We start from the raw sequence: 23,376 nt of genomic DNA, 5'->3' as shown, positions 1-23,376 counted from the left end.
TCTGGTCAGCGCCTCTTCAGCACATGGATGAAGTCGCTGCCGATGGTCTGCTGTTCGACCAGCTCGTTGCCGGTCTGGCGCGCAAAGGCCTGGAAGTCGCGCACCGAGCCCGGGTCGGTCGACACCACCTTGAGCAACTGTCCGCTCGCCATGTCGTTGAGCGACTTCTTCGCCTTGAGAATGGGCAGCGGGCAGTTCAGCCCGCGCGTATCGATTTCGCGATCAGCTTCCATGCTTGGGCTCCTCGGGCGGCAGATTGAGCCCGCGGCGGCGGTCGTCGTTCTCGGCTGCGGTGAAGAACACAGGCTCGTGGCCCCGCGTGCGCAGCCAGTCGGCCAATGCATAGCCGGTGCCCGCCGGCCAGCACTTGAGGTCGGGCAGGTCGTAGAGGCGATAGTCCACCAGCTCGGGCGAGAGCCTGACCTCGCCATCGGCCACCACATGGTAGGCGATGATGATCTGGTTCATGCGCTGGAAGTCGTACGCGCCGACGAGCTTGGCCGCGCTCACGTCGAGGTTGGTTTCTTCCTTGACCTCGCGCGCAATGCCTTCCTCGGGCGTTTCGCCGGCCTCCATGAAGCCGGTGATCAGCGCATACATCTTGACGGGCCAGGCCGCATTGCGCGCCAGAAGCACCTGGCCGCGGTACTCGACGATGGCCGCGAGCACGGGCGTGGGATTGTTCCAGTGCGTGTGGCCGCAGGACGGGCAGCGCAGGCGCTCCTTGGGACCGCCGTCTTCCATCAGCGCGATCCATTCGAGGGGCGTGGCGCAGGCCTGGCAGAACTTGGGATGGGGCATGGGGTTGTGGCTTTATCAGGCGGGGAACACGCCGGTCGACAGATAGCGGTCGCCGCGGTCGCACACGACGAACACGATGGTGGCGTTCTCCACCGTCTTGGCCACCTCGAGCGCCACCCATAGCGCGCCGGCCGCGGAGATGCCGCCGAAGATGCCTTCCTCGCGCGCGAGGCGTCGGCACATTTCTTCGGCGTTGTCCTGGCTCACGCTGATCTCTTCATCGACGCGGCTCGCATCGTAGATCTTGGGCAGGTATTCGGCCGGCCATTTGCGAATGCCCGGAATGCGTGAGCCCTCGGCCGGCTGCGCGCCGATGATGCGCACCGCGGGGTTCTTTTCCTTCAGGAAGCGCGAGACGCCGGTGATGGTGCCGGTGGTGCCCATGGCGCTCACGAAATGCGTGATCTTGCCCTTGGTGTCGGCCCAGATCTCGGGGCCTGTGGTCTCGTAGTGGATGCGCGGGTTGTCGGCATTGGCGAACTGGTCGAGCACGCGGCCCTTGCCCTGCGCCACCATCTGTTCGGCAAGGTCGCGCGCGTATTCCATGCCGCCGCTCTTGGGCGTGAGCACCAGCTCGGCGCCGAAGGCCTTCATGGTCTGGGCGCGCTCGACGGACAGATCCTCCGGCATGATCAGCACCATGCGGTAGCCCTTGATGGCCGCGGCCATGGCCAGCGCGATGCCGGTGTTGCCCGAGGTGGCTTCGATCAGCGTGTCGCCAGGCTTGATTTCGCCGCGCTCCTCGGCGCGCTTGATCATCGAGAGCGCCGGACGGTCTTTCACCGAGCCTGCGGGATTGTTGCCTTCCAGCTTGCCGAGGATCACGTTGCCACGCTTGGCATTTTCGGCCGCATCGATGCGTTGCAGTGCCACCAGGGGGGTCTTGCCGATGGCGTCTTCGATCGTCGGATAATTCATGGCAGCCACTGTGCCATAATTTTGGGCTTGCTTCAGAACCCTGCCCGGGTGGTGAAATTGGTAGACGCAGGGGACTCAAAATCCCCCACCGAAAGGTGTGCCGGTTCGATTCCGGCCCCGGGCACCACACTTTGACTCGCCCCCAGGCTGCGCGCACTTCGTGTCGCTTCGCCAACCCCCTACCGGGGGCGATACCGGCGGCCCGGCGAAGCCGGTTCCTCGGTATCCCTGAAAAAAGACCCCTTCCCTGGTAGCTCAGGCTTCCTCGCGCAGTCCCGTGTGCACCGTCGGATGCACAAGCCGCACGCGCAATTCGCGCTTGAGCCGCGTGTTGTCGAGCCGGCGCGATTCCCCCATGAAACTCAGCAGTTGCAGCGGCAGTTGGCGCTGGGCTTCGTCGCGCGCCACGCGTGGGGGACGCGGCATGCCGTAGAGGTCTGCGGCCAGGTCGATGTAGTCGCCCATGCGCAGCTCGGTGTCGTCCGAGGCGTGCACGATGCGCTGGGGCCGGCCGCGGAACAGCGCCGCCACGCAGGCGCGCGCCAGGTCGTCGGCATGAATGTGGCTGGTGAACACGTCGTCCTCGCGCCGCAGCACGGGCGTGCCGCGCGCAAGCCGCTGGCGCGGCGTGCCGCCTTCGCGGTCTGGCGCATAGATGCCCGGGATGCGCAGGATGCTCGCGCGCACGCCGGCGCTGCGGCCGAGCCAGCGCACCGCGCGCTCGGCATCCACGCGGCGATGGGCGCGGGGCGTGTCGGGCCGCACGGCCCGCGTCTCGCTCACCCGCGCGCCGCCGCAGTCGCCATAGACGCCGCTGGTGGAACCGTAGACGAATGCCAATGGCGTGGAGCGCAGCCGCAGCGCCCGGGCCAATGCGGTGGTGCGCTGGTCGCGCCACCACGAAGCGCCGCCGTCGCGCGCCGGCGGCGCCAGGTGCAGCACGCGGGTAGCCACGCCGGCCAGCCGCCGCAGCGTGGACGGGTCGTCGAGGTTGCCTACGAGCGGGCGGATGCCGGCTGCCCGCAGCGCCGGCACCCGGTTGGCCGACGAAGTGAGCGCCACCAGCTGCATGCGGCCGCGCAGGTCGCGTGCCACGCGCTGGCCGACGTCGCCGCAGCCGACGATCAGCAGGCGTTCGCGGCGGAAGCGGGCCGGCAGCGCGCCGGAAGGGCTATTGATTGAAGGCAAAATCCGGGTTCCTTTCCCTTTTTCTCTTTTCTGCTACAGGCTGAAACAAGCCGAAGAATACCGATGACTGTTGCAGCGCCGCATGACGCGGGCTTTTCCATCACCGTCGAGCCCAGCGGGCGTCACTTCGTGGTGCATGGCGATGAAACCATTCTCGCGGCCGGGATCCGGCAAGGCATCGGGCTCCCCTATGGGTGCAAAGACGGCGCCTGCGGCTCCTGCAAGTGCAAAAAGCTCTCTGGCGAAGTCGAGCTGGGCCCGCACCAGAGCAAGGCACTGAGCGCCGAAGAGCAGCTGGCGGGCTTCGTGCTGACCTGCTGCGCCCACGCAAAGAGCGACGTGGTGCTCGAGTCGCGCCAGGTCACCGAGGCCGGCGCCCTGCCGATCCGCAAAATGCCGGTGCGCGTGCTGGCGCTCACGCGGCTGTCGCACGACGTGATGAAGCTGCGCCTGCAATTGCCGGCCGGCGAACCGCTGCAGTTCCATGCGGGGCAGTACGTGGAATTCATCCTGCGCGACGGCGCGCGCCGCAGCTATTCGATGGCGAATGCGCCGCACACGCTGGCCGAGCCGGGCACGGGCATCGAACTGCACCTGCGGCACCTGCCGGGCGGCAAGTTCACCGACCACGTGTTCGGCGTGATGAAGGAAAAGGAAATCCTTCGCATCGAAGGCCCCTACGGCAGCTTCTTCCTGCGCGAGGACTCCGCCAAGCCGATGATCTTCCTGGCCTCCGGCACCGGCTTTGCGCCGATCAAGGCGCTGCTCGAGCACATGAAGTTCAAGCGTATCGACCGGCCCGCCACGGTCTACTGGGGCGGTCGCCGGCCCGAAGACCTCTACATGGACGGCTGGATGCGCGAGCAGCTGAAGGAGATGCCGAACCTGCGCTACGTGCCGGTCGTTTCCAATGCCACGCCCGAAGACAACTGGACCGGCCGCACGGGCTTCGTGCACCGCGCGGTGCTGGAAGACTTTGCCGACCTTTCCGGGCACCAGGTGTACGCCTGCGGCGCGCCGATCGTGGTCGACTCGGCCAAGCATGACTACGTGGCGCTGGCCGGCCTGCCCGAAGACGAGTTCTTTGCCGACGCATTCACCACCGAGGCCGACAAAGCGCTTCCCTGATCTCCGATCCGATTTCCGCGAGACGACAGAACGAAAAAATGAAAACGAGACACTTCCTTCTTGCACTGCTTGCCAGTGCCACGCTGATTGCCACCGGCCAGGCGGCGGCCCAGCAGCAACGCCCGATCCGCCTCGTGGTGCCCTACGCCGCGGGCGGGCCGATCGACGTCACGGCCCGCATGCTGGCCGAACGCGTGAAGGACACGCTGGGTACGGTCATCATCGACAACAAGCCCGGTGCGGGCGGCAACATCGGCGCAGACATCGTCGCCAAGGCCGCGCCCGACGGCCTCACCATCGGCATTGCGGCCACCGCCACCCATGCGGTGAATCCGTGGCTCTACAGCAAGATGCCGTTCAACGCGGCGAGCGACTTTGCGCCCATCACGCAGATGGTGCGCGTGCCGAACGTGCTGGTGATGAATGCAGAGACGGCGCAGCGCCTGAAGATCAATACCGTGGCCGACCTGGTTCGCTACGCCAAGGCGAACCCGGCCAAGCTCAACTACGGAAGCGGTGGCAACGGCAGCGCCGGCCACCTGGCGGGCGAGCTGTTCAAGAAGCAGGCCGGCATCTTCGCGCTGCACATTCCGTACAACGGCGGCAATCCGGCGCAGTTGGCGCTGCTCTCGGGCCAGGTCGATTTCAACTTCGACAACCTTGCCACCGCGGCGCCCAACATCCGCTCGGGCAAGCTCAAGGCCATTGCCGTCACGACCTTGCAGCGCAGCAGCGCCATGCCCGACGTGCCGCCGGTGGCCGACACGCTCAAAGGCTTTTCGATCGACACCTGGTGGGGGCTGGTGGCACCGGCCGGCACGCCGCACGACGTGGTCGTGAAGCTCAACCAGGCCTTCGTCGCGGCGCTGAATGCACCGGAAACGAAGACCCGTTTTGCCACGCTGCTGGCCGAGCCCGTGGCCAGTTCGCCCGAGCAGTTCGGCACGTTCATGAAGAGCGAGCTCTCCAAGTACGAAGCCGTCGTGAAGGCGACCGGCGCCAGGGTCGATTGACCCCTTCGAAGGTTATTCGCCGAGGTAGGCGGCCCGCACGCGCGGGTCGCGCAGCAGTTCCTTGGCGTCGCCGTCCATCGTGATGAGCCCGGACTCCATCACGTAGCCGCGGTCGGCCAGCTGCAGCGCGCGGTTGGCGTTCTGCTCCACCAGCAGAATGGTCACGCCCTGCGCGGCCACGGTCTGCACCACCTCGAAGATCTTGTCGCACATGATGGGCGACAGGCCCATGGTCGGCTCGTCGAGCAGCAGCACCTTGGGGCGCGCCATGAGCGCGCGGCCCATGGCCAGCATCTGCTGTTCACCGCCCGACATGGTGCCCGCGAGCTGGTCCTTGCGCTCGCGCAGGCGCGGGAAGGTCACGAACACGCGCTCCATGTCGCTGGCGATCTCGGCCTTGTCCGTGCGGATGTAGGCACCGATCTGCAGGTTCTCGGTGATGGTCATGCGCGTGAACACGCCGCGCCCTTCGGGCACCATCACGAGGCCCTCGCCCACCAGGTCCCACGCACCGCGGCCCTTGATGTTGCGGCCCAGGAATTCGATGGTGCCCGCCCCGGCCGGCAGCGTGCCGGTGATCGCCTTCATGGTGGTGGTCTTGCCGGCGCCGTTGGAGCCGATGAGCGACACCAGTTCGCCTTCGTGAACCTCGAAGTCCACGCCTTTCACCGCCTGGATGCCGCCGTAGCCGACCTTGAGGCCGCTGACCTTGAGCAGCGTCTTGCCGGTGGCCGTGGCCGCGGTCTTCGGCGGGGTTGCAGTTGCCGTTGCTGTTGTTTCTTCTGCGCTCGTCATCGTCGTCGTGGTCATTTCAGTGTCCTCCGGTGCCGAGGTAGGCCTCGATCACCTTCTCGTTCTTCTGCACGTCGTACGGCGTGCCTTCGGCAATCTGCTTGCCGTAGTCGAGCACGGTGACGCGATCGCACAGGCCCATGATGAGCTTGACGTCGTGTTCGATGATGAGAATGGTGCGGTCGTCCTTGCGGATGCGGTCGATCAGCTCGCGCAGCAGCACCTTCTCGGTCGTGTTCATGCCGGCGGCGGGCTCGTCCAGCGCAATGAGCTGCGGGTCGGTGGCCAATGCGCGCGCAATCTCGAGCCGGCGCTGGTCGCCGTACGACAGCGTGCGCGCCTTGTAGTCGGCGAACTTGCCGATGCCCACGTAGTCGAGCAGTTCCTGCGCGCGCTCGGCAATGGCCTTTTCCTCGGCCTTGAACGAACCGGTGCGCAGCATGGCGCCGAACACGCCCGAATGGGTACGGATGTGGCGCCCCACCATGACGTTCTCGAGCGCCGTCATTTCGGAGAACAGGCGGATGTTCTGGAAGGTGCGCGCGATGCCGGCCTTGGCCACTTCATGCACGGCCGTCGGCTGGTAGGGCTTGCCGGCGAGCTCGAAGCTGCCGCTGTCGGGCGTGTAGAGCCCGGTGATCACGTTGAAGAAGGTGGTCTTGCCGGCGCCGTTGGGGCCGATCAGGCCATAGACCTGGCCGCGCTTGATGGTGATGCCGACGTCGGAGAGGGCTTGCAGGCCGCCGAAGCGCTTGGAAATTCCGCGAACGTCGAGGATGGTGTCTGTCGTCATGTTGATTGCTTCCTTCGGCTCACGGATTGATCGACATGGGACGCGAAGCCGCACCCGGCAATTCGTCGGCGGGTGTCTCGATGCCGGGCGCATGGGTCTGGAGCGAACCCGGTGCCACGGGGGCGTCTGGGGCCACGCCCTTGCGCTGCAAGGTCTTGCCGTGCTCGGGCGAAGGCCAGAGGCCGCGCGGACGCATCAGCATGATGACGATCATGGCCAGCGCAATGAAGAGCTGGCGCAGGATGGACGCATCGAGGCGGCCGTCGGTCATGGCCTGGAGCGGACCGGCCACGTAGCGCAGCACTTCGGGCAACGCGGCCAGCAGCACGGCACCGAGAATCACGCCCGGCAGGTGGCCGATGCCGCCCAGCACGACCATGGCGACGATCATCACCGACTCCATGAGGCTGAACGACTCGGGCGACACGAAGCCCTGGAAGGCCGCGAACATGGCGCCCGACACGCCGCCGAAACTGGCACCCATGCCGAAGGCCAGCAGCTTCATGTTGCGGGTGTTGATGCCCATGGCCTTGGCGGCGATCTCGTCTTCGCGGATGGCCATCCAGGCGCGGCCGATGCGGGACATCTGCAGGCGGTGCGAGATGATGATGGTGGCGACCACCAGCGCAAGGAACAGGTAGTAGTAGAGCGTGACCGAGGAGATCGTGAAGCCGTCGAACTTCCATGCCTTGCCGAGGTCGAGTCCCCAGAACTTGACGGAGTCGATGGCGGTGATGCCCTTGGGCCCGTTGGTGATGTTGATCGGCTGGTCGAGGTTGTTCAGGAACACCCGGATGATTTCGCCGAAGCCGAGCGTCACGATGGCCAGGTAGTCGCCGCGCAGCTTGAGCGTGGGCGCCCCGAGCATCACGCCCAGCACGCCCGCCACCGCCAGCGCCAGCGGCACCACGATGAGCAGCGAGGTGTGCAGCCCGTTCGGGAACATGGCCTTGAACCACGGGAAGGTGTCGGACAGGTGGGACGAGCCCATCAGCGCGTAGAGGTAGGCCCCCACGGCAAAGAAGGCGACATAGCCCAGGTCGAGCAGGCCGGCGTAGCCGACGACGATGTTCAGGCCGAGCGAGAGCATCACGTAGAGCAATGCGATGTCGGCGATGCGCACCCAGGCGTTGCCCTGGCTCTGCAGGAAGATGGGCAGGGCGAGCACGGCGACGACGCCGAGCACGTAGAGAGCGAGGTTCTTGCTGTTCTTCATGGTGTTCTGCTCCTCAGGCCCGATCCGCCACGCGCTCGCCGAGCAGGCCCGAAGGCCGCAGCGTGAGCATGACGATCAACACGATGAACGCGAAGATGTCGCTGTAGTTGCTGCCCAGCACACCGCCGGTCAGCGAACCGATGTAGCCCGAGCCGATGGCTTCGATCAGCCCGAGCAGGATGCCGCCGACCACGGCGCCGGCCAGGTTGCCGATGCCGCCGAACACCGCCGCGGTGAAGGCCTTGAGGCCGGGCAGGAAGCCCATGGCGTGCTGCGCGATGCCGTAGTTGGAGGCGTACATGACGCCGGCGATGGCCGCTAGCACGGCGCCGATGATGAAGGTGGCCGAAATGACCATGTCGGGCCGGATGCCCATGAGCGCCGCGACGCGCGGGTTCTCGGCGGTGGCGCGCATGGCGCGGCCGAGCTTGGTGTAGTTGACCAGCCACATCAGCACCACGAGCGAGAACGCCGTGACGCTCAGGATCATGACCTGCGTGGGCGAGATCACCGCGCCGCCCACCTCGATGGGGGTGGTCGACAGCAGGTTGGGATAGGCCTTGTTGGTGGGCTTCCAGATGATCATGGCCAGCGTCTGCAGCAGGATCGACATGCCGATGGCCGTGATGAGCGGCGCGAGCTTGGGGCTGTTGCGAAGCGGCCGGTAGGCGACCTTCTCGATCACGAAGTTGAGCGTGGCGGCCACCACGCAGGCAATGATCAGCGCGATGATGAGGATCAACCAGCCGGGCGTGCCGGGCATCGATTCCTTCATGAGGCCGATGATGGTCCAGCTCGTGAGCGCCCCCACCATCAGCACTTCGCCGTGCGCAAAGTTGATCAGGTTGATGATGCCGTACACCATGGTGTAGCCCAAGGCTATCAAGGCATACATGCTGCCGAGAACCAGACCGTTGATGATCTGCTGCAGCAAAATTTCCATAACGCGTTCCTATTTGTTGCACCGTTGCGGGGTGCCGTTCACCCAGCGTGGCACCGGTTTGGCACCTTGGCTTGATAAGCAAAAAACCAGCCAGCATGTGTCGCTGGCTGATTTGTGGGCGGGATTGTAAGCACCCACCAGCGCCGATTTGGTGCGCCTTCACCGGGGTTTACCCGCTCACGCCATGCTGTATGCGAGTGAAGTCATGCAGGGCGTGCCCGCAGTGTGAAAAGACGTATCACCCTTCGCGCTGGGTGTTGAGCCGGCGGAGTTCGCGCAGCTTTTCTGCGATGCGGATTTCGAGTCCGCGTTCGACGGGCTGGTAGAAGACCTGCCCTTCGAGACCCTCCGGCAGGTAGCGCTCGCCGGCCGCAAAGCCGCCTTCCTCGTCGTGCGCATATCGGTAGCCCTTGCCGTAGTCGAGGTCCTTCATGAGCGTGGTGGGCGCATTGCGCAGGTGCATCGGCACCGGGCGCGTGCTGTCCTTCTTGATGAGGGCACGCACTGCGTTGTAGGCGGTGTAGACGGCGTTCGACTTGGGAGCGATGGCCAGGTAAACGACGCACTCGGCCAGCGCGAGTTCGCCCTCTGGCGTGCCGAGCCGTTCATAGACCTCGGCCGCATCGAGCGCCAGCCGGAGCGCGCGCGGATCGGCCAGGCCGATGTCTTCGCTGGCCATGCGCACCAGCCGGCGCGCCATGTAGCGCGGATCGGCACCGCCATCGAGCATCCGCACGAACCAGTAGAGCGCGGCGTCGGGGTCGCTGCCGCGCACGGATTTGTGCAAGGCGCTGATGGTGTCGTAGAACTGCTCGCCGCCCTTGTCGTAGCGCCGCATGCGCTCGCCGAGCACGCGCAGCAGCCATTCGTCGGCGATGTTGTCGAGCTTCTCGGCACGGGCCGCCACGGCCAGTGTTTCGAGCGTGTTGAGCAGGCGCCGCGCGTCGCCGTCGGCGTAGGCGACAAGCCGGTCGATGGCCGTGTCTTCGATGGCGGGAACCGCCTGGATGGCCTGTGCCTTGGCGACGATCTGCTTCAGATCACCCTCCGTGAGCGGCTGCAGCACGTACACCGCCGCGCGCGAAAGCAAGGCCGAGTTGACCTCGAACGAAGGGTTCTCGGTGGTGGCGCCGATGAAGGTGAACAGCCCCGATTCGACGTGCGGCAGGAACGCATCCTGCTGGCTCTTGTTGAACCGGTGCACCTCGTCGACGAAGACGATGGTGCGCTGCTGCTCCAGGCCGTCCCGTGCGGCCGTGGCGCGCTCCACCGCTTCGCGGATGTCCTTCACGCCGCCGAGGACGGCGCTGATGCTGAGAAATTGCGCATCGAAGGCATCGGCCATCAGCCGCGCGATGGTCGTCTTGCCCGTGCCGGGCGGCCCCCAGAGAATGCACGAATGCGGTTGGCCCGACTCGAAGGCGATGCGCAGCGGCATGCCCGGCCCCAGCAGGTGCTGCTGGCCAATGACCTCGCCGAGCGTCTTCGGACGCAGGCGTTCGGCAAGGGGTTGATGCGAACTGTTGGCCAAGCCTGCCTGTCGGGTTGCTGCTATTGCTTGATGACGTCGGCCCCGGCGGGCGCCTTGAATTCGAACACGGTGGCAGGGAGCGCCGGGTTCACTTCGACCTTGCTGAACTTGAGCACCGAGCGCTGGCCAAAGCTGTCGAGAATCTCGAGCGCGGCCAGCGCGTCGCCCTGGAAGCCGACATGCACGTTCTGCAATTGGCCGTCCTTGTTCTTGGGCGTAGCCTTGACCCACTGGAGCCCATCACGTTCGGGCGCGGCCTCGAGCGTGAAGTCGGCCTGCAGCGCACGCAGGTCGGGGGCCGCGGCAATCAGTGCCGCAGGCGTCGAGCCCAATGCCTGCGACTGGGCACGCTGCGTGACCTGGTTCAGGTCGGCGTCGTACAGCCAGAGCGTCTTGCCGTCGGCCACGATGCTCTGGGCAAACGGCTTCTGGTAGTCGAACTTGAATTTGCCCGGGCGCTGGAATTCGAAGGTGCCGTTCGATGTCTTGGCGCGGCCCGGCTGCCCTTCACGCGGCGGTGCGGTCACGGTCTGGGTGAATTCCGCGCGGCCCGACTTGACCGTCTTGACGAAGGTCTCGAGGCTTTCGAGGCCGCCGGCCCAGGCGTTGGCCGTTGAGAGAAGGGATGAGAGAAGGCCGATCAACAGCCAATGACGCATTTTCATTTTGGATTCCTTCAGCAAGCGATGCCGTTGACATGACCATACCCCGCGGCGCGTTGCGCCATGTGCGGGGCTTGATGAAGTTTTGCAACGCTAGCGCAGCTTTTGCAACGAGCTTGTCAGCGCGTAACTTCCGGGACGGCGGGTTTTCGCCGCCTATTCGGCGCGCGCCGGCACCAGGATCTCGCGCTGGCCGCTGCCGCTCATGGCACTGACGAGGCCCGCCTTCTCCATGTCTTCGACCAGCCGCGCCGCGCGGTTGTAGCCGATTTTCAGGTGGCGCTGCACGAGCGAAATACTGGCCTTGCGGTTCTTGAGCACCACTTCCACCGCCTGGTCGTACATCGGGTCTTTCTCGGCGTCGCCGCCCTCGCCCAGCATGTCGCCGTCGCCATCGACCGTGCCGCCTTCGAGCACGCCCTCGATGTAGTCGGGCTCTCCCTGGCTCTTGAGATACGCCACCACGCGGTGCACTTCCTCGTCGCTCACGAACGCGCCGTGCACGCGAATCGGCAAGCCGGTGCCGCTCGGCATGTAGAGCATGTCGCCCATGCCAAGCAGCGCTTCGGCGCCCATCTGGTCGAGGATGGTGCGGCTGTCGATCTTGCTCGACACCTGGAACGCAATGCGCGTGGGAATGTTGGCCTTGATGAGGCCGGTGATCACGTCGACGCTGGGCCGCTGCGTGGCAAGGATCAGGTGGATGCCGGCGGCGCGCGCCTTCTGCGCGAGACGGGCAATGAGTTCTTCGATCTTCTTGCCGACCACCATCATCAGGTCGGCCAGTTCGTCGATCACCACCACGATGTGCGGCTCGCGCTTGAGCGGCTCGGGATCGTCGGGCGTGAGGCTGAAGGGGTTGTAGATGAACTCCTCGCGCGCCTTGGCTTCGTCGATCTTGGTGTTGTAGCCGGCCAGGTTGCGCACGCCCAGCTTGCTCATGAGCTTGTAGCGGCGCTCCATCTCGGCCACGCACCAGTTCAGGCCGTGCGCGGCCTGGCGCATGTCGGTCACCACGGGCGCCAGCAGGTGCGGAATGCCTTCGTAGACCGACATTTCGAGCATCTTCGGGTCGATCATGAGCAGGCGAACGTCGCGTGCCTCGGCCTTGTAGAGCAGCGAAAGAATCATTGCGTTGATACCGACCGACTTGCCCGAACCGGTGGTACCGGCCACCAGCACGTGCGGCATCTTCGCGAGGTCGGCCACCACGGGGTTGCCGATGATGTCCTTGCCGAGACCCATCGTCAGGAACGACTTGCCCTCGTTGTAGACCTGCGAACCGAGAATTTCGCTGAGCTTGATCGACTGGCGCTTGGCGTTCGGCAACTCCAGCGCCATGTAGTTCTTGCCCGGAATGGTTTCCACCACGCGGATCGACACCAGCGAGAGCGAGCGCGCGAGGTCTTTGGCCAGGCCGACGATCTGCGAGCCCTTGACGCCGGTGGCCGGTTCGATTTCGTAGCGCGTGATCACCGGGCCGGGCGAGGCAAGCACCACGCGCACCTCGACACCGAAGTCCTTGAGCTTTTTCTCGATCATGCGCGAGGTCATCTCGAGCGTGTCGGCCGACACCGTTTCCTGCCGCACCTGCGCGGCGTCGAGCAGGTCGACTTGCGGCAGCTTGCTGTCCGGCAGTTCCTTGAAGAGCGGCTTCTGGCGCTCCTTGACGACGCGATCGCTCCTGGGCACCTCGGTCATCGCGGGCTCGATCTGCACCGGCGGCGACGGCGCCCGGCGCCTTGGGCGCGGCTCGATGCGCAACTCTTCATCGCCTTCGAGGCCTGTCGGCTCGATACTGCCGGCGGCTCCATGCGAGAACGGCGGCTCCTCGGCCTCGGCGCGTTCGCGTGCGGCTTGCTTGCCCAGGGCGATGTCAGCGGCCATCTCGCGCTTTTCGCGGCGCGACTCGAACAGCGAATAGGCCCGCGCGCCAATACGCTCGGCAATCTGGGTCCATGAAAAACGGAACACCAGCGCCGAGCCGATCACGCCGGCGGCAATGGCCACCAGCGCCGAGCCGGTAAAGCCCATCCAGCGCACGCTTGCGGGACCGACCAGGTAGCCCAGCGCGCCGCCGCCCGAGCCCGGCAGATGGGATTCGAGCCGATACAGCCGCGACCACTCGAGCACGGCGCTCGCGCACAGCAGCAGGACGAGGCCGAACCAGAACGCCAGTCGGCTGCGGTTGAAACGGCCGCGCACCGGTTGCTCGGCAGGCGCGGTCTCGCCGCCGCGCAGCCAGTTGGCGAGCGAGGAGAGCCACGCGCGCAGGCCCGCCGCAAGGCACCACCACACCGAATAACCGGCCAGGAAGTAGCTGCCGTCGGCCAGCCAGGCGCCGATGCGGCCGCCCCAGTTCTTGATTTCGCCTCCGGTGCCGGAGGTGGACCACGCCGCATCGGAAGGCGTGAAGCTCAGCATGGCCAGCAACCAGAACAGCAGCCCCGCGAATCCCGCGATCAGCGTGATTTCGTGGGCAAAGCGCATGGCGCGCATGCGCACCGGTTGCCCCTCGGCGGCGGAAGAAGATTGAAGCGTATTGAGCGAATAGGTCATGAAAAACACGGCATCCAGCCTTCGAAGTGGCGGCTGGAGGCCTGAACACTACAACAAAAGGCGGCCGCTGGAAGCGCCCGCCCCGTCGGCTCAAGTCAAAGACAGGAGCCGTTCCTTGACGATCATGGAGCCGTCGTCCTGGGACTGGACGAATCCGCGCTCCTCGAGATCCTTCATCACGCGGCTCACCATCTCGCGCGAAGCACCCACCATTTTCGCGAGATCCTGGCGCGAGATCTTGTCGCGCACCTTGAAATTGCCCGCGCCGTCGTCGATGGCGAACTCGAGCAGCGAACGCGCCACGCGCCCATAGACGTCCATCAGCGCCAGCGACTCGATCTTGCGGTCCGCATGGCGCAGGCGCTGCACGAGCCCGCGCATGATGTTGTAGGCCATCGAGGAGTTTTCGGGCAGGCAGCGTGCGAATGCGTCGCGGCCCAGCATGAGGACGTCGCACTGGATTTCGGTGCGCACCGTGGCCGAATGCGGCTCGTCGTCGATCAGGCTCATCTCGCCGATGTAGTCGCCGGTGTGTAGCGTGGCAAGGATCACTTCGCGGCCGCGGGTGTCGGCGCTCGTGACGCGCGCCCGCCCGGTCAGGATGATGTAGAGGGCATTGGACTTCTTGCCCTGCTCGACAATGACTTCCGCTCGCTTGAAGCGCTTTTTGATGATCGCATCCGCAATGCTTGCAGATTGCGAGGATGTCAGCGAGGCGAACAACGGAACGCGCCGCAACAGCTCAAGATTGGAAAGCATCGACATTTATCAATCCCTGATACCGCACGTGCAAGCCCTCCCCACCTTCGGTTTTCGATGGATTACTACAATCGCGCGCATTGAAAACACCGTGCACCCGGGCATTGAACCGGGCGGTGATACTCCATATATATCGGCTACCACCCTGAAAATGTACACGCTGACGCAGCGCAAATACTAGGCTTTCCAATCATGTCCGCTCCCCAACACGCCAAGGTTTTGATCCTCGGCTCCGGCCCTGCCGGCTATACCGCTGCGGTTTATGCAGCACGCGCAAATCTGCAACCCCTGCTCATCACCGGCATTGCCCAAGGCGGCCAATTGATGACGACAACAGAAGTTGACAATTGGCCGGCCGATGTGCACGGCGTCCAGGGTCCGGAGCTGATGCAGCGCTTTCTCGAACACGCCGAGCGGTTCAAGACACAGATCGTTTTCGACCACATCAACAAGGTCGACCTCGGCAAGCGCCCCTTCACCCTGACCGGCGACAGCGGCACCTACACCTGCGATTCGCTCATCATTGCCACCGGCGCTTCCGCCAAGTACCTGGGCCTCGATTCCGAACAGAAATTCATGGGCCGCGGCGTTTCGGCCTGCGCAACCTGCGATGGCTTCTTCTACCGCGAGCAAGAGGTGTGCGTGATCGGCGGCGGCAACACGGCCGTCGAGGAAGCGCTGTACCTCGCCAACATCGCGAACAAGGTCACGCTGGTCCATCGCCGGGACAAGTTCCGCGCCGAGCCCATCCTGATCGACAAGCTCCACGAAAAGGTCGCCGAAGGCAAGATCGTGCTGAAGCTGCACAAGGAACTCGACCAGGTGCTGGGCGACGACACGGGCGTGACGGGTATCCGCATCAAGAGCACGCAGAACGGCGAGACCGAGCAGATCGACCTCAAGGGCTGCTTCATCGCCATCGGCCACCACCCCAACACCGACATCTTCCAGGGCCAGCTGGAGATGAAGGACAACTACATCCTGACCCGCTCCGGCCTGCAGGGCTTCGCCACGATGACCAGCATTCCGGGCGTCTTTGCCGCCGGCGACGTGCAGGACAACGTGTACCGCCAGGCCATCACGAGCGCGGGCACCGGCTGCATGGCCGCGCTGGACGCCCAGCGCTTCCTTGAGCAGGACGGCACGCTCTAGACCGGGCTGCGGCCAAAAGGGCTATAATTCAAGGCTTTGCCGAAACAGCACCACTCCCCGTGGGTTCGGCAAGCCGGGGTACCGCCACCCGTTTCTGGCGAGGTCAAGCTGCAAAACACCTGCAATCTTCACGGTTGCGCCGGTGCCAGCTGTTCAAGAAAGAGTGTCCTCATGGCACGCGTATGCGACGTAACGGGCAAAGGCCCGATGGTCGGAAACAACGTTTCCCACGCCAACAACAAAACCAAGCGCCGGTTCCTGCCGAACCTGCAATATCGCCGTTTCTGGGTCGAGACTGAAAACCGCTGGGTTCGCCTGCGTGTTTCGAGCGCTGCACTGCGCCTGATCGACAAGAACGGCATCGACGCCGTGCTCGCAGACCTGCGCGCACGCGGCCAAGCTTAAGGAGCTGAATCATGGCAACGAGCAAAGGCGGACGCGAAAAGATCAAGCTGGAATCCACCGCGGGTACCGGCCACTTCTACACGACCAGCAAGAACAAGAAGACGATGCCTGAAAAGATGTCGATCATGAAGTTCGACCCCAAGGCACGCAAGCACGTCGAATACAAGGAAATCAAGCTGAAGTAATTCAGCGCTGGTTTACCCAAACAAAAAACCCCCGCCAGGCTTGCCCGGCGGGGGTTTTTTGTTGCCCGTCGATCCCTCATTTCAACTCGCGGGTTCTTCTATTTCTTTGCCCTCCCGCTCTCGCGCAGGAAAAAGACGGGCGTAAAAAAGCCGGCCTGGAAGCCGGCTTTTCAGGGAGCGCAGGTGCTGCGCGAGTCGCGCGATTCTTGAAGGACTCTCAGGCCCGCGCTGCGCGCAGGCGGGTCGAGAATTCGCGCAGGCCGGCAATGCCGCTGGCTTCCGCACGGTGGCACCAGGCCGCCAGATCGGCCGCCAGTTGCTCGCGCGACTGCGACGTGTTGAGCCACAGCTGGCGCAGTTCTTCGCGCATCGTGACCATCTTGTCGATGACCGGGTGGGCGGCGCGCGCCTGCACGAGGTGCGTGCGGGCCGATGCCGGCACCTTGTCGTCGTCGCGGTGCAGCCAGTTCTTGGCTGCCTTGAGCACCGAGATGTCGCCGCCCTTGGTCTTGAGCGCAACCAGCTCCGCCTTGGTGACACGGCGCATTTCGCGCGCATAGCCAGCCATGACTTCGTAGCGGTTGGCAATGACGGCCTCGAGCGTCTTCTCGTTGGCCACGGGCTGGATGTCGCCCATCTGCATCTTCGGCGGCACCTTCTTGACCTTGGCCCAGCCGATCTTCTGCATCATCTGGATATAGACCCAGCCGATGTCGAATTCGTACTTCTTGACCGAGAACTTGGCCGAGGTGGGATACGTGTGGTGGTTGTTGTGCAGCTCTTCGCCGCCGATGATCAGGCCCCAGGGCGAGACATTGCGGCTGGCGTCTTGCGCCTCGAAGTTGCGATAGCCCCAGTAGTGGCCAATGCCATTGATGATGCCGGCCGCCGTGATGGGGATCCAGAGCATCTGCACGGCCCAGACCGTGAGGCCCAGCCCGCCGAACAGCGCCAGGTTGATGACCAGCATCAGGCCCACGCCTTGCCAGCTGTAGCGCGTGTACAGGTTGCGTTCGAGCCAGTCATCGGGCGTGCCGTGGCCGTAGCGCTCCATCGTTTCCTTGTTCTTCGACTCGGCGCGATACAGTTCGGCGCCGCGCCAGAGGACTTCGTCGATGCCCTTGACCTGCGGGCTGTGCGGGTCGTCTTCGGTTTCGCACTTGGCGTGGTGCTTGCGGTGAATGGCCACCCATTCCTTGGTCACCATGCCGGTGCCGAGCCACAGCCAGAAACGGAAGAAATGCGAGGGGATCGGCCCCAGATCCATGGCCCGGTGCGTCTGCGTGCGGTGCAGGAAGATCGTGACCGCGGCGATCGTGATGTGCGTGGTGACGAGCGTGTACAGCACGACTTGCCACCATGTGAGGTCCCACAAGCCGTGTCCGAGCCAGTCGATGGCCGCGCTCAAAACGGCAGAGTCAGGAATCAACATTGAATTAAGTGCTCCATGGCCACACGAAGGTGCAACCTTTCAGTTAACCTGCGATTTTAAGGGGACAAGGCCAAAATGAGGCCTTTTGTCCTTCCACAAAAGCGCAGATTTACCCTAGTTTGGAGTGCCGCGCCTATTTGCGGTTCCACACCGCCGCAAAGAAGCCGTCGGTCGCATGGCGATGGGGCCAGAGCCGCAGGAAGCGGCGGCCGTCCGGCCCGCCGGCGCAGAGCTTCTCGAAACCCTCCACCTTGAGGCCCTGCAGCAGTTCCGCCGCGTCCTGCGGCACGAAATCCGGGTTGGCCGCGCTGAAAGCCTCGGCAATGGCCTCGTTTTCTTCCGGCAGCACGCTGCACGTGGCATAAATCAGACGACCGCCGGATTTCAGCAGGCGCGCCGCGCTTTGCAGGATGGCGGCTTGCTTGACCGTCAGTTCCTCGACCGATTTGGGCGACTGGCGCCATTTCAGGTCCGGATTGCGGCGCAGCGTCCCCAGGCCCGAGCAGGGTGCGTCGACCAGCACCCGGTCGATCTTGCCGGCCAGGCGCTTGATGCGATCGTCGCGCTCGTGCGCGATGGCGGCCGGATGGACGTTGGAGAGCTTGCTGCGCGCAAGCCGCGGCTTGAGCGCATCGAGCCGGTGCGCCGAGGTGTCGAAAGCATAGAGCCGGCCGGTGTTGCGCATGGTGGCACCAATCGCCAGCGTCTTGCCGCCCGCGCCGGCGCAAAAATCGACCACCATTTCGCCGCGCTTGGCGTCCAGCAGCAGCGCGAGCAGTTGGGAGCCCTCGTCCTGCACCTCGACGGCGCCGCGCGCAAAAGCATCCAGCTTGGTCAGCGCCGGCTTGCCTTCGATGCGCAAGCCCCAGGGCGAAAACGGGGTTGCTTCAGATTTGATAGCAGCCTTGGCAAGCTCCGCCTTCACTTCTGCCCGCTTGTCGGTCAGTGCATTGACCCGGAGGTCAAGCGGAGCGGGCTGCTGCAAACTCTCGACCAACGGCCAGAAGCCGTCGCCCAACTGGGCCTTGAGCGGCGTGACCAGCCATTCGGGCAGGTTGTGGCGGTGGCGCTCCAGCAGGTCTTCCTGCTTGACGGCATCGCAGTTGTCGAGCCAGCGTTTTTCGGTGTCGTTGAGGGCGCTCTTCAAGAAGTCGCGCGGGCCGTAAAAGCCCAGGATCGCCATGCGGCGCTCTTTTGAACCGGTGCCCGAGGGCGAGAGATGGTCGAACAGGAGCTTCTTGCGCAAGACGGTGTAGACGGTCTCGGCAAGCGTGGCTCGCTCGCGCGGGCCGAACTCGCGGTGGTCGCGGAAAAAGCGCGAAACGACCTGGTCGGCCGGGTGATCGAATTTCAGGACAAGGCCGACCAGATCGGCGGTGGCCTCCAACAGGGCTTTGGGGTGCATGCCCCGATTGTCTCAGCCGGGCGGCTCCCTACGCCGTGCGCGTCCAGATCGTCCCGAAAGCCTGCCGTTCAATGTCCTCCAGCGTCGGCGAATGGCCGGCCCAGAGAACCAGCGCCGCCCCCGGCAGGCTCAGGGTCTGCTCGAGTTGCCGGCAAAGCTGCCAGCGGTCGTCGTCGTCCATGCCGGGCAGGTCGACGAACACGATGTAGGCCCGGCGCCACGGAAACTCGCGCAAAGTCTTGCGCACCAGCCAGGCCCTCGAGATCGGGAGGCAGCGCGACAGGTCAGCCCGCAATTCGCCCAGCTCATGGTCGTTCAGGTCATGCCGGACGATCTGGCTGAAGAAAGGCGTTTCGGTGATTTCTTCCCAGGCACGCGCCTCGGCTTCTTCGGCCTCCTTGAGCCGGCCGCGCCACAGCTTGAGGGCTTCCTCGTCGTGCGCCCCCGCATCGGGATCCTCGAGCGCCGCCACGGCGTTTTTCGCAGCCCACCAGCGGCTGGCCGCACTGGATCCGTGCAAGCGGTCGAGCACCGCCAGGCGCGCATCGCGGTCTCGCGTGGGCAGCATCTGGGCCACCCCCCGCAAGGCACCGGGATGTTCGGGGGCGAGCCGCAGCACGCGTTCATAGCGCTCGCGCACCGGCGCGGCCGGATCGAGCCGGCGTTCGGAATCGGCCCACTCGACCATTTCGTCGGGCGTGTTGCGCTCGCCCCGAGCGGCAAGAAGTTCGATGCGTTCGCGGATGCGCGTCCGGTGCGCATGGTGCTGCTTCCAGTCGCTGGCGTGGGCGCGGCGCCATTGGTTGTCGAAGTGCTCGATCCACTTCGCGCTGTCGGCGAGCATGCCCAGCGCCGGTTCGGTGGACCACGGCGGCACCACGGCTTTCTGGCCGAGCGCCTCGAGGCGGTCACGCAAGACGGGGTGGGTGTCGTCGAGGTCGCTGACGCGCCGCATGGCTTCGCGCAGGGCCTGGCGCGCGAATTCACTGCTGGGCGGCGTTGCGGCAAGCTCCCGCAGCGCCTTGAAGGGACCGGGCGGCTGAGGCTCGCGTTCGGCGCGTGCCCAGTGCGAAGCCCAGAATTCATTGGCGTACCAGTTGCCCTTGATGGCTATTTCCGTCAGCGCGGCCGCTGCCACGGGCGTGCCCAGGAGCCGCCCGGAAATGCGGTCGGCTTCGTACTCATCCTGCCGGGCGAGCGCAAAGGTCCGGGCCGCAAAGCGCGGAAAGTACCAGCGGAAAAAAGCCTGCGACACGAGCGCCATCACGCTTTCGTCGCGCTGCAGGCTGGCGTCCAGCTTGAGCCACGACAGCCGCGTGCGGTAGATCCAGGCACTGAGCCTGCCGTGGTTGCCGCGCAAGTGCCCGTACTCGTGTGCGAGCACCGACAGCAGCCGCCGCCGGTCCAGCATCATCAAGAGCGGCAAGCCGATGGAGAGGGAATTGACGGCCCCGCCGAACAGGCCGAAGCGCGGCACCTGCCGAATGCTGGCGTTGAACTCGTCGTCCAGGTAGACGCGATGGACCGGCGGCCCCTTGATCTTCTTGCGGATGCGGTCGAGTGCCTCGAACAGCGCCGGCGCATCCGCGCGCGAAAGCTCGCGGCCGTCGGGTTCGTCGAACCGCACCCACAAGGCGCGCAGCGTGGCCCAGAGAAGGCCGAAGGCAAACAGCAGCAGCCAGCCGCGCGAGAAACCGAAGCGTCCGCGCCCGGCGGCCAGCGCCACCCAGGCAATGATGCCGATCGACAGCGCCAGGCAGGCCATCACCCAGGCATAGCCGAGCGCTGCAAACGCCGCGACGTTGCGCCGGTAGCGCGCGCTGTCGTCAGCGCTGGCATGCTCGCTCAGTCGGACGAGGTGAACAAAATCAGCGCGATCCATCCGTCTTTCCTCCAACCGGACACCACAGTTTGAAAGAAGCAACGCCGTGAATGACAACGACCTGCCACCCCTGATAGAGACGCCTCCCGGCCGCTATCGCCACTACAAGGGCGGCGAATACGAGGTGCTGGGCACCGTGCGCCATAGCGAGACCCTGGAGCCGATGACGCTCTACCGCGCGCTTTATGGCGCCCGGGGACTCTGGGTCCGCCCGGCCGCGATGTTCGGCGAAACCGTGGAGATCGAGGGAATTCGCCAATTGCGCTTCGCCCCGGTCCAGATCCTGGCGTAGCCTCAGCCGCAGCGAACGTCGGTCACCCGGCCGCGCGCATCCACGTCGAGGTTGAGGCGTCCGCCGTTGAGTTCCATCGTGACCACTTCGCCGGGCTTCAGTGCCCGCACCGTGCCCGCACCGGCGCGCACGCGGGCGGCGGCTTCGAGTTGCGGTGACAACGGCTGTCCGACAGCGAACCGTGCGCCATCCGCATTGCACTGGTACACCGGCTCGGCCGCCGCCGCGGCGGATGCGGATGTGGATGCAGCGGTGGGTGCAGGGGCTGGCGCGGCGCAAGCCGCCAACAAGACGGCGGCGGCGACCGTGGACAGTAGCGATTGGGTTTTCAATGGATGCTCCCGAAAACCCGCGAATATAAACAAATTTAAGGTATGTGACTTGATGTATCGGCAAGCCATTCCGCAATGGCGCGTGGATACAACTGATGCTCTTGCGCGAGCACCCGGCCGGCCAGCGTGGCCGCAGTGTCGTCCGGCAGCACCGGCACCACGGCCTGGGCCAGGATCGGGCCATGGTCGAGTTCGGTGGTCACCTGGTGCACCGTGACGCCGGCCACCTTGCAGCCGGCGTCGATGGCCCGCTGGTGCGTGTTGAGCCCCGGAAATGCCGGCAGCAGCGAGGGATGGATATTGACCAGGCGGCCCGAATAGCGGCCGACGAAGGCGGGCGTCAGGATGCGCATGAAGCCCGCCAGCACCACCAGCGCGGGCGAATGCGCATCGACGACCTTCGCCAGTGCCTCGTCGAAGGCCTCGCGGCTCGGATAGTCCCTGTGCGGGACCACGGCGGTTTCGATGCCGTGCGTCTTGGCGAGCGCAAGCCCTCCCGCCTCGGCCTTGTTGCTGACGACGGCGGCAATGCGCGCACCAAAGCGCTCGGACCAGCGGTCGCGCTCGGCGGCGCGCACGATGGCCGCCATGTTGGAGCCGCCGCCGGAGATCAGGATCACGATGTTCTTCATGGGAGGCCGGGATTATCTGTGCTCCGCCTGGCGCGCCCGAAAAACGGTGCGAGGGGCTGCTTGTCGCCGCGCGGACACCGTTTCACAGCACGACCGTGCTAAAACTCGAAACCCCGGAGACAAGCCGCTTTTCTTCGCGATGGCGGCGACCGATCAACACAGCGAGGCACGCATGGATTTGAGCTTCACGCCCGAAGAACAGCAGTTCCGCGAAGAAATTCGCGCCTGGGTCAAGGAAAACCTTCCCAAAGAGATTTCGCACAAGGTGCACAACGCGCTCGAACTGACGCGTGACGATTTGCAAGGCTGGGCCAAGATCCTCGGCAAGAAAGGCTGGCTCGGCTACGGCTGGCCGAAGGAATTCGGCGGCCCCGGCTGGACCGCCATCCAGCGCCACCTGTTCGAGGAAGAAACCGCCCTTGCCGGCGCGCCTCGCATCGTTCCGTTCGGCCCGGTGATGGTCGCTCCGGTGATCATGGCCTTCGGCAACGCCGAGCAGCAAAAGCGTTTTCTTCCTGGCATTGCGAGCGGTGAAGTCTGGTGGAGCCAGGGTTACAGCGAACCGGGTTCGGGCTCCGACCTTGCATCGGTCAAGACCAAGGCCGAGCGCAAAGGCGACAAGTACATCGTCAACGGCCAGAAGACCTGGACCACGCTCGGCCAGTACGGCGACTGGATGTTCAACCTCGTGCGCACCAGCAACGAGGGCAAGCCCCAGACCGGGATCAGCTTTCTGCTGCTCGACATGAAGTCGCCCGGCGTCACGGTGCGGCCCATCAAGCTGCTGGACGGCGGCCATGAAGTGAACGAGGTGTTCTTCGACAACGTCGAAGTGCCGGCCGAGAACCTGATCGGCGAAGAGAACAAGGGCTGGACCTACGCCAAGCACCTGCTTTCGCATGAGCGCACCAACATCGCCGACGTGAACCGCGCCAAGCGTGAACTCGAGCGGCTGAAGCGCATCGCCAAGAGCGAAGGCGTGTACGACGACCTCCGTTTCCGCGACGAGATCGCCAAGCTCGAAGTCGACATCGTCGCGCTCGAGATGATGGTGCTGCGCGTGCTCTCGGCCGCTACGTCGGGCAAGAACTCGCTCGACGTCGCGGGCCTGCTCAAGATCCGCGGCAGCGAAATCCAGCAGCGCTACAGCGAACTGATGATGCTGGCCGGCGGCGCCTATTCCCTGCCTCTCATCCGCGAAGCGATGGAAGCCGGCTGGCAAGGCGACTTCCCCGGCGGCAACCCGGCCCTTGCGCCGCTCGCATCGACCTTCTTCAACATGCGCAAGACCACCATCTACGGCGGCTCGAACGAAGTGCAACGCAACATCGTTGCTCAAACCGTTCTCGGCTGAGG

At 65.0% G+C, this 23,376-nt stretch carries 24 protein-coding genes and 1 tRNA gene; 8 read left to right on the top strand and 17 right to left on the bottom strand.

Annotation, left to right across the window (positions count from 1 at the left end):
* Window positions 1-5 precede the first annotated feature (5 nt).
* Genes ACJ7Z0_RS22195 through cysM form a run of 3 tightly spaced genes read right to left on the bottom strand, consistent with a single transcriptional unit; the run spans window position 6 to window position 1,719 of the window.
* Complete coding sequence (locus ACJ7Z0_RS22195) at window positions 6-233, bottom strand: sulfurtransferase TusA family protein (RefSeq protein WP_431123950.1); 228 nt, start codon at window positions 231-233, stop codon at window positions 6-8.
* Window positions 223-801, bottom strand: a complete 579-nt coding sequence (locus ACJ7Z0_RS22190) for an NUDIX hydrolase (protein WP_431123953.1) — start codon at window positions 799-801, stop codon at window positions 223-225. Before ACJ7Z0_RS22190 ends, ACJ7Z0_RS22195 begins: the two co-directional genes overlap by 11 nt.
* Window positions 802-816: 15 nt before the next feature.
* Window positions 817-1,719 carry a cysteine synthase CysM gene (cysM, locus tag ACJ7Z0_RS22185; RefSeq protein ID WP_337317029.1) on the bottom strand — a complete coding sequence of 301 codons (903 nt, stop codon included), beginning with the start codon at window positions 1,717-1,719 and terminating at the stop codon, window positions 817-819.
* 42 nt (window positions 1,720-1,761) lie between these two features.
* On the opposite strand from cysM, the gene ACJ7Z0_RS22180 reads away from it, so the two are divergent.
* Window positions 1,762-1,846: transfer RNA gene (locus tag ACJ7Z0_RS22180), tRNA-Leu, on the top strand.
* Window positions 1,847-1,974: 128 nt separating this feature from the next.
* On the opposite strand, the gene ACJ7Z0_RS22175 is transcribed toward ACJ7Z0_RS22180, so the two are convergent.
* Complete coding sequence (locus tag ACJ7Z0_RS22175) at window positions 1,975-2,907, bottom strand: SDR family oxidoreductase (protein ID WP_434791554.1); 933 nt, start codon at window positions 2,905-2,907, stop codon at window positions 1,975-1,977.
* A 63-nt stretch (window positions 2,908-2,970) separates the two neighbouring features.
* Here ACJ7Z0_RS22175 and ACJ7Z0_RS22170 point away from each other — a divergent pair, with 63 nt between their 5' ends.
* Window positions 2,971-4,035, top strand: coding sequence for a CDP-6-deoxy-delta-3,4-glucoseen reductase (locus ACJ7Z0_RS22170; RefSeq protein WP_434791553.1), 1,065 nt, complete (start codon window positions 2,971-2,973; stop codon window positions 4,033-4,035).
* A 38-nt stretch (window positions 4,036-4,073) separates the two neighbouring features.
* On the top strand, window positions 4,074-5,048 hold the full coding sequence (locus ACJ7Z0_RS22165) for a Bug family tripartite tricarboxylate transporter substrate binding protein (protein WP_434791552.1): 975 nt from the start codon (window positions 4,074-4,076) through the stop codon (window positions 5,046-5,048).
* 12 nt (window positions 5,049-5,060) lie between these two features.
* Here the strand turns inward: ACJ7Z0_RS22165 and ACJ7Z0_RS22160 are convergent, their stop codons facing one another.
* From ACJ7Z0_RS22160 to ACJ7Z0_RS22125, 8 genes are all read right to left on the bottom strand, one after another.
* A complete protein-coding gene (locus tag ACJ7Z0_RS22160) occupies window positions 5,061-5,843 on the bottom strand; it encodes an ABC transporter ATP-binding protein (RefSeq protein ID WP_434792708.1) in 783 nt (260 codons plus the stop codon).
* A gap of 16 nt (window positions 5,844-5,859) precedes the next feature.
* Complete coding sequence (locus ACJ7Z0_RS22155) at window positions 5,860-6,633, bottom strand: ABC transporter ATP-binding protein (protein ID WP_431123969.1); 774 nt, start codon at window positions 6,631-6,633, stop codon at window positions 5,860-5,862.
* A gap of 19 nt (window positions 6,634-6,652) precedes the next feature.
* On the bottom strand, window positions 6,653-7,849 hold the full coding sequence (locus ACJ7Z0_RS22150; RefSeq protein ID WP_434791551.1) for an ABC transporter permease subunit: 1,197 nt from the start codon (window positions 7,847-7,849) through the stop codon (window positions 6,653-6,655).
* 13 nt (window positions 7,850-7,862) lie between these two features.
* On the bottom strand, window positions 7,863-8,792 hold the full coding sequence (locus ACJ7Z0_RS22145; RefSeq protein ID WP_055803923.1) for a branched-chain amino acid ABC transporter permease: 930 nt from the start codon (window positions 8,790-8,792) through the stop codon (window positions 7,863-7,865).
* 238 nt (window positions 8,793-9,030) lie between these two features.
* Window positions 9,031-10,323 carry a replication-associated recombination protein A gene (locus tag ACJ7Z0_RS22140; protein WP_434791550.1) on the bottom strand — a complete coding sequence of 431 codons (1,293 nt, stop codon included), beginning with the start codon at window positions 10,321-10,323 and terminating at the stop codon, window positions 9,031-9,033.
* A 20-nt stretch (window positions 10,324-10,343) separates the two neighbouring features.
* A complete protein-coding gene (lolA, locus tag ACJ7Z0_RS22135) occupies window positions 10,344-10,988 on the bottom strand; it encodes an outer membrane lipoprotein periplasmic chaperone LolA (RefSeq protein WP_434791549.1) in 645 nt (214 codons plus the stop codon).
* Between the two features lie 153 nt (window positions 10,989-11,141).
* On the bottom strand, window positions 11,142-13,544 hold the full coding sequence (locus ACJ7Z0_RS22130; RefSeq protein ID WP_434791548.1) for a DNA translocase FtsK: 2,403 nt from the start codon (window positions 13,542-13,544) through the stop codon (window positions 11,142-11,144).
* A gap of 90 nt (window positions 13,545-13,634) precedes the next feature.
* Entirely contained in the window at window positions 13,635-14,309 is a 675-nt protein-coding gene (locus tag ACJ7Z0_RS22125) for a Crp/Fnr family transcriptional regulator (RefSeq protein WP_093020152.1), read from the bottom strand.
* A 186-nt stretch (window positions 14,310-14,495) separates the two neighbouring features.
* Between ACJ7Z0_RS22125 and trxB the strand changes: the two genes are divergently transcribed.
* The 3 genes from trxB (at window position 14,496) to rpmG (ending at window position 16,045) form a co-directional block, all read left to right on the top strand.
* Entirely contained in the window at window positions 14,496-15,455 is a 960-nt protein-coding gene (gene trxB / locus ACJ7Z0_RS22120; RefSeq protein WP_431123980.1) for a thioredoxin-disulfide reductase, read from the top strand.
* Window positions 15,456-15,626: 171 nt separating this feature from the next.
* Window positions 15,627-15,860: a 50S ribosomal protein L28 gene (gene rpmB / locus ACJ7Z0_RS22115; protein ID WP_007830293.1), complete on the top strand. Its 234-nt coding sequence runs from the start codon at window positions 15,627-15,629 to the stop codon at window positions 15,858-15,860.
* A gap of 11 nt (window positions 15,861-15,871) precedes the next feature.
* The gene (gene rpmG / locus ACJ7Z0_RS22110; RefSeq protein WP_007830291.1) at window positions 15,872-16,045 is read left to right on the top strand and encodes a 50S ribosomal protein L33; all 174 of its coding nucleotides are present in this window, start codon (window positions 15,872-15,874) and stop codon (window positions 16,043-16,045) included.
* A gap of 217 nt (window positions 16,046-16,262) precedes the next feature.
* Here the strand turns inward: rpmG and ACJ7Z0_RS22105 are convergent, their stop codons facing one another.
* The 3 genes from ACJ7Z0_RS22105 to ACJ7Z0_RS22095 form a co-directional block, all read right to left on the bottom strand.
* Window positions 16,263-17,477, bottom strand: coding sequence for a DesA family fatty acid desaturase (locus ACJ7Z0_RS22105; RefSeq protein WP_431123983.1), 1,215 nt, complete (start codon window positions 17,475-17,477; stop codon window positions 16,263-16,265).
* A gap of 133 nt (window positions 17,478-17,610) precedes the next feature.
* On the bottom strand, window positions 17,611-18,882 hold the full coding sequence (locus ACJ7Z0_RS22100; protein WP_431123985.1) for an RsmB/NOP family class I SAM-dependent RNA methyltransferase: 1,272 nt from the start codon (window positions 18,880-18,882) through the stop codon (window positions 17,611-17,613).
* A gap of 28 nt (window positions 18,883-18,910) precedes the next feature.
* Window positions 18,911-20,764 (bottom strand): M48 family metalloprotease, encoded by a 1,854-nt coding sequence (locus ACJ7Z0_RS22095; RefSeq protein WP_434791547.1) that lies wholly within the window; start codon window positions 20,762-20,764, stop codon window positions 18,911-18,913.
* Window positions 20,765-20,810: 46 nt separating this feature from the next.
* On the opposite strand from ACJ7Z0_RS22095, the gene ACJ7Z0_RS22090 reads away from it, so the two are divergent.
* Window positions 20,811-21,056 carry a DUF1653 domain-containing protein gene (locus ACJ7Z0_RS22090; protein ID WP_434791546.1) on the top strand — a complete coding sequence of 82 codons (246 nt, stop codon included), beginning with the start codon at window positions 20,811-20,813 and terminating at the stop codon, window positions 21,054-21,056.
* A 2-nt stretch (window positions 21,057-21,058) separates the two neighbouring features.
* On the opposite strand, the gene ACJ7Z0_RS22085 is transcribed toward ACJ7Z0_RS22090, so the two are convergent.
* Together ACJ7Z0_RS22085 and purN are read right to left on the bottom strand one after the other, a co-directional pair.
* On the bottom strand, window positions 21,059-21,388 hold the full coding sequence (locus tag ACJ7Z0_RS22085) for an I78 family peptidase inhibitor (protein ID WP_434791545.1): 330 nt from the start codon (window positions 21,386-21,388) through the stop codon (window positions 21,059-21,061).
* Window positions 21,389-21,423: 35 nt separating this feature from the next.
* Window positions 21,424-22,020: a phosphoribosylglycinamide formyltransferase gene (purN, locus tag ACJ7Z0_RS22080; RefSeq protein ID WP_434791544.1), complete on the bottom strand. Its 597-nt coding sequence runs from the start codon at window positions 22,018-22,020 to the stop codon at window positions 21,424-21,426.
* Window positions 22,021-22,192: 172 nt separating this feature from the next.
* Here purN and ACJ7Z0_RS22075 point away from each other — a divergent pair, with 172 nt between their 5' ends.
* Window positions 22,193-23,374 (top strand): acyl-CoA dehydrogenase family protein, encoded by a 1,182-nt coding sequence (locus ACJ7Z0_RS22075; protein ID WP_434791543.1) that lies wholly within the window; start codon window positions 22,193-22,195, stop codon window positions 23,372-23,374.
* The last annotated feature ends 2 nt before the right edge of the window (window positions 23,375-23,376 follow it).

Origin of the sequence: Variovorax palleresanus, from assembly GCF_051144945.1 — a bacterium.
GTDB lineage: Bacteria > Pseudomonadota > Gammaproteobacteria > Burkholderiales > Burkholderiaceae_C > Variovorax > Variovorax paradoxus_S.
The sequence above is the reverse complement of the archived record's forward strand: the minus strand, read 5'-3'. Positions and strand labels throughout refer to the sequence as shown.